The 14,209-nt window shown below is 43.6% G+C and carries 15 protein-coding genes; 5 read left to right on the top strand and 10 right to left on the bottom strand.

The window, feature by feature from the left end; translation table 11 throughout:
* Positions 1 to 20: 20 nt before the first annotated feature.
* Together EKM76_RS07255 and EKM76_RS07250 are read right to left on the bottom strand one after the other, a co-directional pair.
* Positions 21 to 365, bottom strand: a complete 345-nt coding sequence (locus tag EKM76_RS07255; protein ID WP_125550026.1) for a hypothetical protein — start codon at positions 363 to 365, stop codon at positions 21 to 23.
* Positions 366 to 493: 128 nt separating this feature from the next.
* Positions 494 to 1,096: a class I SAM-dependent methyltransferase gene (locus tag EKM76_RS07250; RefSeq protein WP_125550025.1), complete on the bottom strand. Its 603-nt coding sequence runs from the start codon at positions 1,094 to 1,096 to the stop codon at positions 494 to 496.
* Positions 1,097 to 1,482: 386 nt separating this feature from the next.
* Here EKM76_RS07250 and nrdH point away from each other — a divergent pair, with 386 nt between their 5' ends.
* The 3 genes from nrdH (at position 1,483) to nrdF (ending at position 5,113) form a co-directional block, all read left to right on the top strand.
* The gene (gene nrdH, locus EKM76_RS07245; protein ID WP_125550024.1) at positions 1,483 to 1,710 is read left to right on the top strand and encodes a glutaredoxin-like protein NrdH; all 228 of its coding nucleotides are present in this window, start codon (positions 1,483 to 1,485) and stop codon (positions 1,708 to 1,710) included.
* Between the two features lie 136 nt (positions 1,711 to 1,846).
* Positions 1,847 to 4,018 (top strand): class 1b ribonucleoside-diphosphate reductase subunit alpha, encoded by a 2,172-nt coding sequence (gene nrdE / locus EKM76_RS07240; RefSeq protein ID WP_125550023.1) that lies wholly within the window; start codon positions 1,847 to 1,849, stop codon positions 4,016 to 4,018.
* A gap of 108 nt (positions 4,019 to 4,126) precedes the next feature.
* Complete coding sequence (gene nrdF, locus EKM76_RS07235) at positions 4,127 to 5,113, top strand: class 1b ribonucleoside-diphosphate reductase subunit beta (RefSeq protein WP_125550022.1); 987 nt, start codon at positions 4,127 to 4,129, stop codon at positions 5,111 to 5,113.
* 102 nt (positions 5,114 to 5,215) lie between these two features.
* Here the strand turns inward: nrdF and EKM76_RS07230 are convergent, their stop codons facing one another.
* The 3 genes from EKM76_RS07230 to EKM76_RS07220 all read right to left on the bottom strand — a co-directional run bounded on the left by EKM76_RS07230 (position 5,216) and on the right by EKM76_RS07220 (position 7,345).
* The gene (locus EKM76_RS07230; protein WP_125550021.1) at positions 5,216 to 5,923 is read right to left on the bottom strand and encodes an adaptor protein MecA; all 708 of its coding nucleotides are present in this window, start codon (positions 5,921 to 5,923) and stop codon (positions 5,216 to 5,218) included.
* 159 nt (positions 5,924 to 6,082) lie between these two features.
* Entirely contained in the window at positions 6,083 to 6,481 is a 399-nt protein-coding gene (gene spxA, locus EKM76_RS07225) for a transcriptional regulator SpxA (RefSeq protein ID WP_125550020.1), read from the bottom strand.
* Between the two features lie 123 nt (positions 6,482 to 6,604).
* Positions 6,605 to 7,345 carry an MBL fold metallo-hydrolase gene (locus tag EKM76_RS07220; RefSeq protein WP_125550019.1) on the bottom strand — a complete coding sequence of 247 codons (741 nt, stop codon included), beginning with the start codon at positions 7,343 to 7,345 and terminating at the stop codon, positions 6,605 to 6,607.
* Positions 7,346 to 7,497: 152 nt separating this feature from the next.
* On the opposite strand from EKM76_RS07220, the gene EKM76_RS07215 reads away from it, so the two are divergent.
* The gene (locus tag EKM76_RS07215) at positions 7,498 to 8,001 is read left to right on the top strand and encodes an antibiotic biosynthesis monooxygenase family protein (RefSeq protein WP_125550018.1); all 504 of its coding nucleotides are present in this window, start codon (positions 7,498 to 7,500) and stop codon (positions 7,999 to 8,001) included.
* A gap of 59 nt (positions 8,002 to 8,060) precedes the next feature.
* Here EKM76_RS07215 and nrdG read toward each other — a convergent pair whose 3' ends face one another.
* The 4 genes from nrdG to EKM76_RS07195 all read right to left on the bottom strand — a co-directional run bounded on the left by nrdG (position 8,061) and on the right by EKM76_RS07195 (position 13,631).
* The gene (gene nrdG, locus EKM76_RS07210; RefSeq protein WP_125550017.1) at positions 8,061 to 8,639 is read right to left on the bottom strand and encodes an anaerobic ribonucleoside-triphosphate reductase activating protein; all 579 of its coding nucleotides are present in this window, start codon (positions 8,637 to 8,639) and stop codon (positions 8,061 to 8,063) included.
* Positions 8,640 to 8,650: 11 nt separating this feature from the next.
* Positions 8,651 to 10,855 carry an anaerobic ribonucleoside-triphosphate reductase gene (nrdD, locus tag EKM76_RS07205; protein ID WP_125550016.1) on the bottom strand — a complete coding sequence of 735 codons (2,205 nt, stop codon included), beginning with the start codon at positions 10,853 to 10,855 and terminating at the stop codon, positions 8,651 to 8,653.
* Positions 10,856 to 11,071: 216 nt separating this feature from the next.
* Entirely contained in the window at positions 11,072 to 13,102 is a 2,031-nt protein-coding gene (locus tag EKM76_RS07200; protein WP_125550015.1) for a copper-translocating P-type ATPase, read from the bottom strand.
* 76 nt (positions 13,103 to 13,178) lie between these two features.
* On the bottom strand, positions 13,179 to 13,631 hold the full coding sequence (locus tag EKM76_RS07195; protein ID WP_125550014.1) for a CopY/TcrY family copper transport repressor: 453 nt from the start codon (positions 13,629 to 13,631) through the stop codon (positions 13,179 to 13,181).
* A gap of 210 nt (positions 13,632 to 13,841) precedes the next feature.
* Here EKM76_RS07195 and EKM76_RS07190 point away from each other — a divergent pair, with 210 nt between their 5' ends.
* Complete coding sequence (locus EKM76_RS07190) at positions 13,842 to 14,048, top strand: hypothetical protein (RefSeq protein ID WP_125550013.1); 207 nt, start codon at positions 13,842 to 13,844, stop codon at positions 14,046 to 14,048.
* A 45-nt stretch (positions 14,049 to 14,093) separates the two neighbouring features.
* On the opposite strand, the gene EKM76_RS07185 is transcribed toward EKM76_RS07190, so the two are convergent.
* Positions 14,094 to 14,209: IS3 family transposase (locus EKM76_RS07185; RefSeq protein WP_164507616.1), on the bottom strand; the 116-nt coding region annotated here is incomplete at its 5' end.

Below are 14,209 nucleotides of genomic sequence, written 5' to 3'. Positions count from 1 at the left end.
AGCGCCTTTTGTGACACTGGCTAATCTTCGTGTCGTTTTTGCGCCATATAATCCTTTAAGACGTCACGCCAGTCGCTGGCTTTATCTTGAAAACGATCGGAATATTGGCTCACTCGCTCACGAACATCACCAAACTTATCCGCCATATGCAATAAATGATCAATATCATCGTCATTTAACCGATCAACGAAGTCCATTACCCGCTGATTACCATTTAAATTATCCTTAACATAACCTTTAATACGATTACGTTTTTTGTGGTTCTGCAACTTGTTCATTACCGCATCCGCCGCCAAGTACGCACCAGCCGCGGCAACGGCAGCCGTCACACCAATACCAAGTAAAAGCTTTTGTCCTGTTTTCATAAGTGAGCCTCCTCATATTTCAAAATAAAGAACGCCAAATCAGCGTGTAGCGCAATGTCTGAGCGCCGTTTAAACACACTATCTTCTATAAGTACAGTTTACCACAATCCGGCTTGTAACCGCATTAATCACGCCCGACGACTTTGTAAAATGAAGTAGCCTTTATTTTTAGCCAAAACCGCTACATTACCAAAAACTTCTTGCATTTTTTGTTGGGCCGATGGTGCGCCTTGCTTTTTCTGGATCACGACGGTCAGCACGCCACCAGGTAATAAATGAGCGTAGGCGCCGCTTAAAATCCCGTGGACCACTGGCTTACCAGCACGAATCGGCGGATTAGTCAAAATTGCCGCGTATTGATCAGTGACCGCAGCGTATTGATCGGATGAAAAAATAGTGACGTTGCTGATTTGGTTACGCTGCGCATTTTCCCGGGCCAAACTAAGCGCCAACTCGTTAACATCGACCAGATCAACGTGCCGCTGCGGTTGCTCCTTAGCCAAGGTCAAGCCGATCGGCCCGTAGCCAGCGCCAACATCCAATAATGGTCCTGCTGGGAGCGCCGCAAAATCAAATGTATCCAATAACGTCCGTGTCCCAAAATCGACTGTCCGCTTTGAAAACACCCCATTATCGGTAACAAAAGTCAGCGCCTGCCCACGCAGCGTAAATTCCCATTCTTGTTGATTATGAACCACATCTGGATTTTTCGAGTAATAATAATTTGCCAAAATTAATTTCCTTTCTACTTCACGATTAAGCTAATTCATCAGTCAGGAACGCTAATAATTTTTTTATGCGCCGGATACTTAGTAGCCAAGCGCCTTTTGCGCCACGCTTCGCTAAAACTAAGAAAGATTTTCCCCGTACGCCACTTTTCTGTGTTAAACTTATTTTACCAGAAAAACCACGGCAAACAATCACACACCACATTTTGTGTTTAAGAAATATTACAAACACAAAATATGGTGTTTTTTTGTTGATTTTTCGTTAGTGACCCTTTATACTGAGAACACAAACACAAATATTATTTAAACAATATAGCGTCACGGTTTTGGTGAACATATTTCTCCATCAAAAAAGTAAGAACGCTTAAAATAGAAAAGGATTGACTGCAATGAATAATCTAACCGTGTACACCAAAAATGGCTGTGTCCAATGCCGCATGACCGAACGTTTCTTAAACGAACATGATATTCCTTTTACTGAACATAATTTGGACCAAGAACCTGAATATGTTGATTATTTGAAGGAAAAAGGGTTCCAGGCAACACCAGTGGTTGAAGCCAATAACGTTAGTTTCTTCGGCTTCCGGCCCGATCAATTGCGGCAATTAGCGGTCTAAGCGCCGCCACTGACAATTCTTGCTAGCACATGATCACGTAAGCGCAGCTAAATTCGCTGGGCGATTCTGATCTTGTGCTTTTTATTTTTACCTGCTGTTGCATCTTTGCCACCTTATATAGAAAGTAGGAACTAACTTGTCTTTAAAAACGATCGATACCCAAAACGTGTCCTATTATGCGCTGAATAACCAGATCAACATCCCTGTCGACGGCCAAATCCCGTTGCAAAAAGATCAGGAAGCGCTGCAAGCTTTCTTAAGCGAAAACGTTGAACCCAACACTAAAAAATTCCCGAGCTTTGAAGCCCGCTTAGATTACTTAATTAAACACCACTATTTAGAAACTGACTTTCTCAGCAAATATTCATTGACGTTTATGGAAAGTTTGCACGACGACTTAGCCGCCGCCAATTTCCACTTCAAATCATTTATGGCCGCCTACAAGTTTTACGCTCAATACGCGCTTAAAACCGATGACAACGCCTATTACTTAGAAAATTTTGCCGACCGCGTTTTGATCAATGCGTTGTATTTTGCCGATGGTGACGAACAAGTTGCCCGCGATATCGCTGGTGAAATGATCCACCAACGCTACCAGCCTGCAACTCCTAGCTTCTTAAATGCTGGCCGTGCCCGTCGTGGTGAATTGGTTTCTTGTTTCCTATTACAAGCTACCGACGATATGAATTCAATTGGCCGCACGATCAATTCGGCCCTACAGCTATCGCGGATTGGTGGCGGCGTTGGTATCACCTTGACTAACTTGCGTGGTGCAGGCGACCCCATCAAACACGTGGAAGGTGCAGCATCTGGCGTTCTCCCAGTCATGAAATTATTGGAGGATTCTTTCAGCTACTCCAATCAATTAGGCCAGCGCCAAGGTGCCGGCGTCGTTTATTTAAACGTCTTCCATCCCGACATCATTGCTTTTCTTGGTGCTAAAAAAGAAAACGCCGATGAAAAATATCGTCTGAAAACTTTATCACTTGGCGTTGTGGTTCCCGACAAGTTTTACGAACTTGCCCGCCAAAATGCTGATATGTACTTATTCAGTCCTTACGACGTGGAGCGCGTTTATGGTCAGCCCTTCTCTTACGTGGATATCACTGCAGAATACGATAACTTAGTGGCTAACCCGACGATCCACCGCAAGCAGATCAAAGCCCGTGATTTGGAAAATGAAATCAGCAAGTTACAACAAGAATCTGGCTATCCATACATTATTAACGTGGATACTGCCAACCGTGCCAACCCAATCGACGGTAAAATCATTATGAGTAATTTATGTTCAGAAGTTTTACAAGTTCAACAACCTTCGATCATCAATAATGAACAAAAATATGATGAACTAGGCACGGATATCAGCTGTAACTTAGGCTCAACCAATATTCCGAACTTAATGCACGCCCCTGATTTCGGCCATTCAGTCAAAACGATGGTGCGCGCGTTGACCTACGTCACTGATAATTCAAATATCGATGTCGTCCCTTCTGTACAACACGGCAACCACTTAGCGCACACCATTGGCCTTGGTGCCATGGGCTTACACAGCTATTTTGCCAAGGAACATATGATGTATGGCGATCAAGAAAGCCTTGATTTCACTAATATTTACTTTATGTTGCTGAATTACTGGACCTTGAAAGCTTCCAACGAAATTGCCAGTGAACGCAAAGAAACGTTTGCCAACTTTGACAAGAGTAAATACGCGGACGGCAGTTATTTTGACCAATACACGCAAAAAACGTGGCAACCAGAAACCGCTAAAGTTAAAGGCTTATTCAAAGATGTTTTCATCCCCACGATTGCTGATTGGCAAGCACTTAAAGCCGACGTTATGCGCGATGGTCTTTATCACCAGAACCGCTTAGCTGTAGCGCCAAATGGCTCGATCTCCTACATTAATGATACTTCTGCTAGTTTGCAGCCGATCGTTAACCGAATAGAAGACCGCCAAGAAAAGAAAATCGGCACGATCTATTATCCAGCGCCTTACCTTTCTAACGACACGATGCCTTACTACACGTCAGCTTACGACATGGATATGCGGCACGTGATCGATATTTACGCAACGGCCCAGCAGCACGTCGACCAGGGTATGAGTATGACCTTATTCATGCGCTCAACGATTCCAACTGGCTTGTACGAATGGAAAAATGGCGAAACGGATAAAATGACGACACGTGACCTAAATATCTTGCGCAACTACGCCTATAACAAAGGTATCAAGTCAATTTACTACATTCGCACGTACACCGATGACGAAGACGAAATCGGCTCAAATGCTTGCGAAAGCTGTGTTATTTAGGCGGCATATCAGTAATTAAAATAGCGGAAACGTGATCAAAAAGGCAGCTTCTTGCGTCTAGCTACGCTTATCGAGCGCCTTTTTGATCACTCTGAAAGGGAGTTCATCATGGTAGATAAAAATTATGCGGCAGTTAACTGGAATGCAGTTTCTGACGCGATCGATAAAGCAACTTGGGAGAAATTAACTGAACAATTTTGGCTGGACACGCGGATCCCCGTTTCCAATGACTTAGATGATTGGCGGACTCTAGATGACACCCACCAGTGGGTCGTTGGCCATGTTTTTGGTGGTCTAACCTTATTAGACACGCTACAATCACAAGATGGCTTGGCGGCCTTACGCAAAGACGTACGCACGCCGCACGAAACGGCCGTCTTAAACAATATCCAATTTATGGAATCCGTTCACGCTAAAAGTTACTCAACTATTTTCTCAACCTTAAATACAGACACTGAGATCACCGAAATCTTCAAGTGGAGTGACAGCGAAGAATTTCTACAAAATAAAGCGCGTTGGATCAATCAGATCTATCATAACGAAACTGATCCATTGAAGAAAAAAATCGCCAATGTTTTCTTAGAAACTTGTTTATTCTATTCAGGTTTTTACACCCCACTTTATTACTTGGGGAACAATAAATTAGCCAACGTTGCTGAGATCATTAAATTGATTTTACGTGATGAATCCGTCCACGGCACGTATATTGGCTATAAATTCCAGCTCGGCTTTAACCAGCTAGGTCAGAATGAACAACAATCGCTACAAGATTGGATGTTTGATTTTCTTTATAAGCTCTACGCTAACGAAGAAAAGTATACCCATTTACTCTACAATCAAGTCGGCTGGACCGAAGAAGTGCTGACCTTTATCCGTTATAACGCCAACAAAGCGCTAATGAATTTAGGTCAAACACCGTTATTCCCTGACACCGAAAGCGACGTTAATCCAATCGTGATGAACGGTATCTCGACTTCCACCGCTAACCATGATTTCTTCTCCCAAGTCGGTAACGGCTATCGCTTAGGCGAAGTTGAAGCGATGCGCGACAACGATTATACTATCGGTGGCCCCAAAGAACCAAAAGCTAAATAAAACGCACCAAAAAAGACCATCTGCTACTTTCAGCGGATGGTCTTTTTGTCACTAAAATTGAGGCAACAAAAAACGCCGCATTGTCAGCGGCGTTTCGGTGTGTTATTTGAAGTAAAAACGTAGCAGCTCTAAAGCCGACTTCTCCATTAACTTTTTACCATATTCTGATAAAACATCAGGTGTAACGTTAGTTCGATCAGCGTATTCCAACGCGATCGCTAACTCATCCTTGATCGAGCCTTCGGAAGTTTCATTAACAAAGAAAATCAAATGCAAATAGAAAGCGTCCTTATATCTAAACAGATTAGAAACCGCACCGTCTAGCTTTAAAATTTTAGCTAACTGAATCACATTTTCGAAATCCTGAATTTTTAAAACAACTTCGCGTGTTGGTGTATCCGGATCATTCAGGTAAGTGCTGTAATCATCTTCGTCGTCATCCACTTCTGCTGACTTCAAAGTTGTCTTACGTTGCTTACCATCACCGTCGCTAGCCAACAGCTGTTGTTTGATGAACTCAGAGACCTCGTCATCACTACCAGCAAAATCCTCTTCGGTCAAGCCGTCAGTTGGTACATTTTTACTAATAAATAATTCCAATCCATTTTTATTTGGCAACACTTGAAAAGTCACCGCGTCATTTGATTGGAATTGATGATCAGTATCGACTTCCTCGAGGATCGAGTAAAAGAAATTTTCAATTTGTTTATGATTACCGAGCAAATCTAGTACCGTGATGCCCCGCTCGGATAAGTCTTCATTTTCCAATAAAACTCGAATGGTATTATCGTTGATCCGTTCCATTTCCATGATTGTTGCACCCCGCTTTTCTAATTCAGGTACATCTCTACAAGTACATTGTACCTGAAATTAGTTGATTGTAAAGTAAGGTACTCTATTTTTAGCGCAATAATTAGAATTACTAAACTATTGCAAAAAAAGACACACTATTCAGTGTGTCAGTGAAACTTAAACGCCAGCCCGCAACTTGATCATGCGCAGTTCCACAGCGCGAACGTGACGTGGTAAAAAGCGCCGAATCTCATCTTCATTAAAGCCAACTTGTAGGCGCTTCTCATCAATGACGATCGGCCACCGGACCAAACCAGGATGCTGCTGAATCAAAGTAAATAGACTACGTAAGGTCAAACTGTCCAGGTCAATGTGCAGGTCCTGGAATGTTTTGGAACGAGTTGAAATAATTTCCTCAGTACCGCTCTCAGTCATACGTAAAATTTCTTTAATTTCAGGGATCGTTAATGGTTCAGCAAAAATATTTCGTTCAACAAATGGGATATCATGCTCTTTAAGCCACGCACGAGCCTTACGACAAGAGGTGCAACTAGGTGAAGTATAAAGTATTACCATTTTTATCATCCTTTCGCCCGCTAATAAACTCGTGGGTGTCAGTTAACTATAAGTTCATTGTAACCGTTTTAGGTGATTTAGTCTATAGTAATTCTAAGATTATCTAACTATTTTTGATAATTTTCACACTTCGATTTGCAGATCTTTCTGGGCTAATAGCACGGGAATCGTTGGTCCCGCTGCGGTCATCGTTTCTTGCTGTAATTGCTGTAAATCAGTATCTTGGGGCAAATGGCTGATCAGTAGCTGTTTGATCGCTGCATCTTTAGCCAATAAGCCTGATTGTGTCGAAGTCATATGCGCGATCGTGCCAGTTTTACTTTTCAGAAAATTAGTATCAGTAATTAGCAGATCAGCATGCTGGGCAAATTGTGGTAGCTGATCAAAGTAAGCGGTGTCGGCGGTATAAACTAAGACTTTGCCAGTTGCCCGCTCAACGATCCGAACGGCGTATGCCGGCACTGGATGTACAGTTGGCAAGAAAGTAATTTCAAATGGCCCTAAAGTCGTTTTACGCTGCGGCTGATATGCGATACCGTCTGTGACCCCTTGCATGGTCAATGCAGCGAAATGCAAGGGATCAGCGGTATGACCATAAATCGGCAAACGTGGCTCTTTTTTAACGCCTTGATGTAATTGCCAATAATATTGCAATACGCCGATGTCAGCCATGTGATCGTAATGATAGTGGGACAGCAACACCGCATCTAACTGCAATGGATCAAGCTGTTGCTGCAAGCTTAACAAAGCGCCACTACCACAGTCCAACAACAAATTGAATGACTCAGTTTGCACTAGATAAGCGCTGGTCCCCACATTTTTATACGGATAACCGCCATACATCCCTAAAACTGTTAATTTCATTCGCGAAACCTGCTTTCTAAGATTTATTTACTACCTTAAGTATACCAGCTTCATACTTTAATTCACCGCAAGCAATCTAATTACCCATAACGGTCAAATTGCGTTATGCTATAAGTAGTGATAAGGAATAAATGATGAGGGGTGTAGCAATCATGATTCATAAAATAATTTCAGCTTTTGGCTCGCAGTCGATTTTAGCAGCGTACTTAGAACGCGAACCGCAGCGCCATCTATTACTATTGAAACCAGCACAAACTGAAGAAGATTTCCAATTACTCGATCTTTCCGACCAACCAACATTTTTTAATAATCCATTGCAGTACAACACGTACTATCATAACGGTGGTAACGATTTGACTGGCTTTTTCAATTTTATGTACTTCGATTTTGCTTCCACCGATGCTGCTAAAGTTTTTCGCGCCCAGTTTGATCATTTAAGCAAAGACGTCGACAGCTTTATTGGCCTACACGATATTTTCCTGCTGCGGCTGGATGCACCACAAAATAAATACGTGATCTTATCGGTTTGGCAACATGATGTTAATTACTTCAATTGGCGTAATTCCAAGGATTTCCAGCAAATGCAGCCTTATCTCAACGCTGGCCCCTACGTGCAACAATTTCACCAAACCAGCTATGTGCTAGCACAAGTTTAAAAAAATCAGTGTATAAACTAAAACAGTGGCGACTAAACTTAATTAGTCGCCACTGTTTTTTATTTGACCAGATCAGCCCACAAGGTCACTTCGCCACTTGCTAGTGATTGCGGTACATCAATAATCCGTTGGTTGGCACTACCACGAAACTGAAGTGTCAAATCTTTTTGTGCCTGTAGAAAACGACCATCGACCAAAATATCGAGTTCGCGCAATAAGGCTAGCTTATCGGGCGTTTCCTGCTGCAATTCAGCCCAAGTATAGCCGGTCCAAGACCACACATCCTTGGTGTGGCCGAACTCAGCCCGCAAGCGTTTGACTACCGCTAAGCAGACTTGGGTGTTCAGAAAGGGTTCACCGCCGAGTAACGTTAGTCCCTGAACGTAAGGCTGTGCGAGATCGGCCATGATCTGATCTTCTAGTTCCGGCGTGTATGGCTGACCATACGCAAAGTTTTGCGCAATTTTGTTATAGCAGCCAGGACAAGCAAATTTACAACCGGAGACGTATAAACTGTTGCGCACCCCTTCACCGTCAACAAAGTTAAACGGTTTGTAGTCAGCGATCCGCATTTGACTTAATTGTTGGGCCTGCCATTCTTGCGGCTGTGGATTTTGTGGTAATTTAACTGTTGCCATTCAACCGCCTCCTACTGCCGTGCCTGGGTATTTTGATCATTGCCCAAGACTAAATGTTTTACCCGCGCTGAAATTTCTTTGTGGCGGCCATGAACCATTGGCCGTTGTAATGGATTACCTAGATAACCGCAAGTCCGTTTCACAACATCACAGGTTTGCGGATTATGGTTACCGCATTGTGGGCATTCAAAACCGCGCTCAGTCGGCTTGAAATCACCTTTAAAGCCACATTCAAAACATTGATCGATCGGCGTATTCGTTCCCAAATAAGCTACCCGGTCATAGGCGTAATCCCAAACGGCCTCCAAGGCTTTCGGATTTTGCTTTAAGTTCGGGTATTCGCAATAATGAATAAAGCCGCCGGCACTATATTTAGGATAGTCCTTTTCAAAATCAAGTTTTTCAAACGGCGTTGGCGCTTTGCGAACATCGTAATGGAAGCTATTAGTATAGTAATCTTTATCAGTAACATCCTTAACTTTACCAAATTTTTTCAAATCAGCTTGGCAGAATGTGTTCGTCAGACTTTCGGCTGGCGTCCCGTAAACACTGAAATGATAACCATATTCATCTTCCCAATCCTGACAATTAGCCGCCAAGGTTTTCAGGATCTCCAGCGTAAATGCTTTAGCCGTTGGGTTCTTTTCCCAAGCATGCCCATAGAATACGGCACCGACTTCGTACAAGCCAATGTAACCTAAAGAAACGGTCGCGCGATTATTTTTGAACAATTCATCCACTGAATCTTCTGGCTTAAGCCGCTGACCAAAGGCACCATGCTCGTACAAAATTGGTGCGTTTTCTGGTTCGGCTTGCTTAGCGCGTTCAACTTTAAACACCAAGGCATCCTTACAAATTTGCAGGCGTTCCTTGAGAATTGCCCAGAACTTATCCTGATCGCCGGCTGATTCCAAAGCGATCCGCGGCAAATTCAGCGTAACTACGCCTAAATTCATCCGCCCAGAATTCACTTCTTTGCCATTTTCATCCTGCCAACCTTGTAGAAAACTACGACAACCCATTGGCGCTTTAAATGAGCCCGTCAACTCAACTAATTTATCGTACATTAATACATCAGGGTACATCCGCTTAGTTGCGCATTCCAATGCCAATTGTTTAATATCATAATTGGGTTCATCAGGGTTTAAATTCAAACCACGCTTGATGCTGTAGACCAGCTTAGGGAAAATCGCCGTCCGTTGTTCCTTACCTAACCCTTGGATGCGAATTTGCAAAATTGACCGCTGAATTTCCCGTTCGATCCAGCTAGTACCTAGGCCAAAGCCTAAGGTAGTAAAAGGCGTTTGGCCCTGAGAAGAATACAACGTGTTGATTTCATATTCCAAGGCTTGCATCGCATCATAAATATCTTTTTTAGTTTTTGATTGGGCGAAGGCGTGCTGCTTATCGGCGCCCTCGATCCATTCTTGGGCGTCGCGCAAATGCTTATCGTAGTTCAGCTGTGCAAATGGGGCTAATAATTCATCGACGCGGTCCGCTGAACAGCCACCATATTGGGAAGAAGCCACGTTGGCAATAATTTGGGCCATTTGCGCGGTCGCCGTCTGGATTGAATGTGGGCTTTCCACCTCAGCGTTGCCAATTTTAAAGCCGTTAGTCAGCATCTCTTTAAAATCGATCAGACAACAATTAGTCATTGGACTGTATGGTTGGTAATCCAGATCATGCCAGTGAATATCGCCTTTCAAATGTGCATTAGCAACGTGCGCTGGCAGTAACTTCAGTCCCATCGCTTTGGCGACCGTCCCCGCCGTTAAATCGCGCTGGGTATTGAAAACTTTGCTATCTTTATTAGCATTTTCGTGGATCACAGTGGCGTCTTTTTTCATTAATTTTTGGATCGTAAAATTAATATCGGTGGCTTGATTGCGGACAAAATCGCGCCGCGTCCGATAATTAATGTATTCCTCAGCCAGATCATATTGATGTTCAGCCAATAAAACGTGCTCAACAATATTTTGGATCTCATAGATTTTAACCGCATCCGTAAATCGTTCCTGGACTTCAGCGACAACTTTATTAGTGATCATTTCAATTTTATGATTAATCAATGGGTCAAGTTCGCCGTGAATATGTTGCTCGGCCTTGACTAGTGCTTGATAAATTTTAGCTGCAGTAAAAGTAGTATGGCGGCCGTCACGTTTAATGACTGCACTGACCTTTTTGGTTGCTGATTTCGTTTGTGTTTCTAACATACTTATAACGCCCTCCTACAATGTGAACGAATTAACTTACAAATTCCATCTTACCCGCTCACAATAGGTAAATCAATATATAGGGACAAAATTAAAAAAATATTCCAATTGACATCTACATATAGTGTGTGCTTTAAACGGTGTCAAGTTTAATACTATAAAAAAACAGTATAAAAAGTAAATTAACTTACTTTTCACACTGCTCGAGCTAGTGCTTTATTTTAGTTTCAGCGTTAGCGCGTTTATCGCGACAACCACCGTTGATAGCGACATTAAAATGGCACCGACTGCTGGACTAAGGATAATGCCAATTGGGGCCAACACACCAGCAGCTAAAGGTAACGCTAGAATATTATAACCCGCACCCCACCACAAGTTTTGCACCATTTTGCGCATCGTCCGCCGCGCCAAACTCAGAAAATTAAGAATATCAGCGGGATCACTACGCACTAAAACCACGTCCGCTGAATCAATGGCAACATCAGTACCAGCACCAATAGCAACACCGATCTCGGCAGCTGCTAAACTCGGTGCATCATTAACGCCATCACCCACCATTAAAACCTGATGACCCTGCGCCTGATATTGCGCCACCATTTTAGCTTTATCTTCTGGTAATAATTGCGCGTGGAAATCAGTGATGCCTAATTGTTGAGCCACTACTGCGGCAGCTTGTTGATTATCTCCGGTCAACATAACTGGGTTGATGCCTTGTGCCCGCAACTGCTGAATGAAGTCGCGCGCATTTGGTTTGATCTGATCGCCTTGGGCCACTAAGCCTAACACTTGGTTCGCCTGCACTAAAAAGCTTAGCGAATTACCTTGTGCTGCCAGCTTCTGATAGGCTTTTTGATCATAGTCGATTTGCTGTTGCTCCAGATAGGCTGCCGTTACGATGGCATAGTCAACACCAGCCACGCTACCTTGCAAACCAACACCAGATAGCTGCTTAACATTTTTTGCCGTGGGCACTGTGATCTCTTGGGCACGAGCTGCCGCTAAGATGCCAGCAGCTAACGGATGACTTGAATTAGCCTCCAAAGCTGCTAAAGTGGTTAAAACCTGGTTTTGTGTTTGTTCGCCAAAAGCCACCACTGCGTTGACCTTGAAATCGCCGGCCGTCAAAGTGCCCGTTTTGTCCATTAATACCGTATCAATTTGTTTAGCGGCTTCTAAGGCATTGCGATTACGTAACAGTAAGCCATGGGTAGCACCTAATGAAGTGCTGCGCGCAACCACCAACGGAATCGCTAAGCCTAAAGCGTGGGGACAAGCAATGACCAGCACAGTGACGGTTCTTTCCAGCGCCACGTTCAAACCGCTAAGTGCTAACCAAACGATAAAGGTCAGTAAGCCGATCGTCGTCGCGGCGTAAAACAGCCAGCTCGCAACTTTATCGGCTAAATTTTCGGCGGCTGATTTATGCTGCTGCGCCTGCTGAACCAACTTCATTACTTGACTCAAATAACCTGTCTCGCCAGTACCAGTGACTTTGATGGTCAACGTGCCCGCACCATTAACGGCGCCACCAATCACCGGCATGCCCGTTGTTTTTTCAACTAATTTAGCTTCACCAGTGACCAACGATTCATTGACCGCTGATTGCCCCGCCACGATCTGGCCATCAGCCGGAATTTTTTCACCAGCTTTGACCACCACTTGTTGCTCAGTTTGTAATTGGTCTAGCGCCACATCCTGCAGCGAACCATCAGCTTGTAAGACGTGGGCTTGCCCTGGCAGCAAGGCCGCCATTTTTTCGACGGCGCTGCCTGCGCTACTGATCGCATTCATTTCCACCCAATGGCCCAGCAACATGATCGTGATCAGCGTCGCCAGTTCCCAGAAAAAGTCCATTTGGTGCGGTACATTAGCTAAGAAATGATTGGCAATAAATGCCCATAAACTATAAATATAGGCGACCGAGATGCCCATTGCGATCAGTGTCATCATCGCCGGCTTCCGCTCAGCCAGCTCCATTTGCGCGCCTTGTAAAAACGGTTTGCCACCATAAATAAACAAGAAAGTGGCGATAACTAAGACGATCCAATCGGAGCCGGTAAAGGTCAACTGAAACGGTAACCGGATGCCCATCATTGGTGTTAATAAAATAATCGGGAGCGTTAGAATAAGTGATACCCAAAATTTCTGTTTCAAATTACCCATATGCATCATATGGCCGCCGTGCATCATGGTGTCACCACCCATATCTGCCATATCGTGATCCATCTGTTCATGATCCATTTTCATTACTGCGCCTCCTTCACTAAATCGTAAAATTCACCTAGTTTGACTTGTTGCGTCACAAGTATTGTACGTCAGCAAACTAGCAGGTACCGTCACCAGCTGCACATTGGCAGTTGTCTGGTAAACAATTACAGACCACTTGTTCCGGCGCTGTCTTTTGCTTGGTTTGCAGTGTGCTGATCAAATCGGCAATATCAGTCTGACTTAACGTCGTTTCCTCCACCATTTTCAACAAAGTTTTGCCGACTTTATGTTGGCACAGCTGGTTAATAAAAACTTCACTGGCCGTGTCCATTGCCTGTTGTTCCGAGATCGCCGGCTGATATAAATAACGTTTGCCATCCCGGGTAGCGGTCAAGGCCCCTTTTTTTACTAACCGGCCAACTAACGTTTTGACGGTAGCGGCTTTCCAGGCCATTTTTTCAGCTAAAACCTCACTAACCGTTTGACTGCTTACTTGCCCTAAAGTCCAGGCAACGCGCATCACTTGCCACTCAGCGGCTGAAATATTTAACGCTGAACTAACTTCCATTTTTACACAGCCTTTCGTTTACACTTGTAATTTCATTTATAAGTTTACATTTGTAGTCACTGCTTGTCAACCAATAGACTTACTGGTTAAGCAGATAACGACCTGCAAGCAGCCTTTATTTGCTTAACACCACCGAAAGTAACCCGAGCTTTATTGGCTCAAAAGTGTTATAGTTAAGTAGTGTATATCACTAAAAAATGAGGTGAAAATGTGATTACCATCGTAACCAAGGACGGCAAACAACATAGTTTCGCCGATGCGACCCAAGTTGTGGTCATGTCTAAAGTTGGTTCTAACGCTTACCCGCTAGATAAATTTTTAGAAGTTAAAGAACCACGGCGCTATATTATATTCCACGACACCACCCTACTATTCGGTGTCAATATTAATGATATCGAATCAATTAATGCAGAGTAAACAAAAAGGGCTGTGTGAAGTGAACCCCAAATATTGGACGAAACTTTAAGCGACTTTCTGGGTGGTAAGAACACGGTATTTAACCGGGCTCTTACCACCCAGTTTTGTTTTGATTCGTGTGACATTATAATATTGAATCCAGTTCGATACGGCTAAAGTTA

This window comes from Loigolactobacillus zhaoyuanensis (genome assembly GCF_003946385.1).
GTDB lineage: Bacteria > Bacillota > Bacilli > Lactobacillales > Lactobacillaceae > Loigolactobacillus > Loigolactobacillus zhaoyuanensis.
Note: the sequence above shows the minus strand (reverse complement) of the source record. Positions and strands in the feature narration are given on the sequence as shown.

Bases quoted from the DNA above. Each gene is read 5' to 3' on its own strand.
- nrdG (WP_125550017.1), bottom strand. From the start codon at position 8,639: ATGGCAACAGTTAAATTACCACAAAATCCACAGCCGCAAGAATGGCAG.
- EKM76_RS07200 (WP_125550015.1), bottom strand. From the start codon at position 13,102: ATGAAAATGGATCATGAACAGATGGATCACGATATGGCAGATATGGGT.
- EKM76_RS07195 (WP_125550014.1), bottom strand. From the start codon at position 13,631: ATGGAAGTTAGTTCAGCGTTAAATATTTCAGCCGCTGAGTGGCAAGTG.
- nrdH (WP_125550024.1), top strand. From the start codon at position 1,483: ATGAATAATCTAACCGTGTACACCAAAAATGGCTGTGTCCAATGCCGC.
- EKM76_RS07215 (WP_125550018.1), top strand. From the start codon at position 7,498: ATGATTCATAAAATAATTTCAGCTTTTGGCTCGCAGTCGATTTTAGCA.
- nrdF (WP_125550022.1), top strand. From the start codon at position 4,127: ATGGTAGATAAAAATTATGCGGCAGTTAACTGGAATGCAGTTTCTGAC.
- spxA (WP_125550020.1), bottom strand. From the start codon at position 6,481: ATGGTAATACTTTATACTTCACCTAGTTGCACCTCTTGTCGTAAGGCT.
- EKM76_RS07255 (WP_125550026.1), bottom strand. From the start codon at position 365: ATGAAAACAGGACAAAAGCTTTTACTTGGTATTGGTGTGACGGCTGCC.
- nrdD (WP_125550016.1), bottom strand. From the start codon at position 10,855: ATGTTAGAAACACAAACGAAATCAGCAACCAAAAAGGTCAGTGCAGTC.
- EKM76_RS07230 (WP_125550021.1), bottom strand. From the start codon at position 5,923: ATGGAAATGGAACGGATCAACGATAATACCATTCGAGTTTTATTGGAA.
- EKM76_RS07220 (WP_125550019.1), bottom strand. From the start codon at position 7,345: ATGAAATTAACAGTTTTAGGGATGTATGGCGGTTATCCGTATAAAAAT.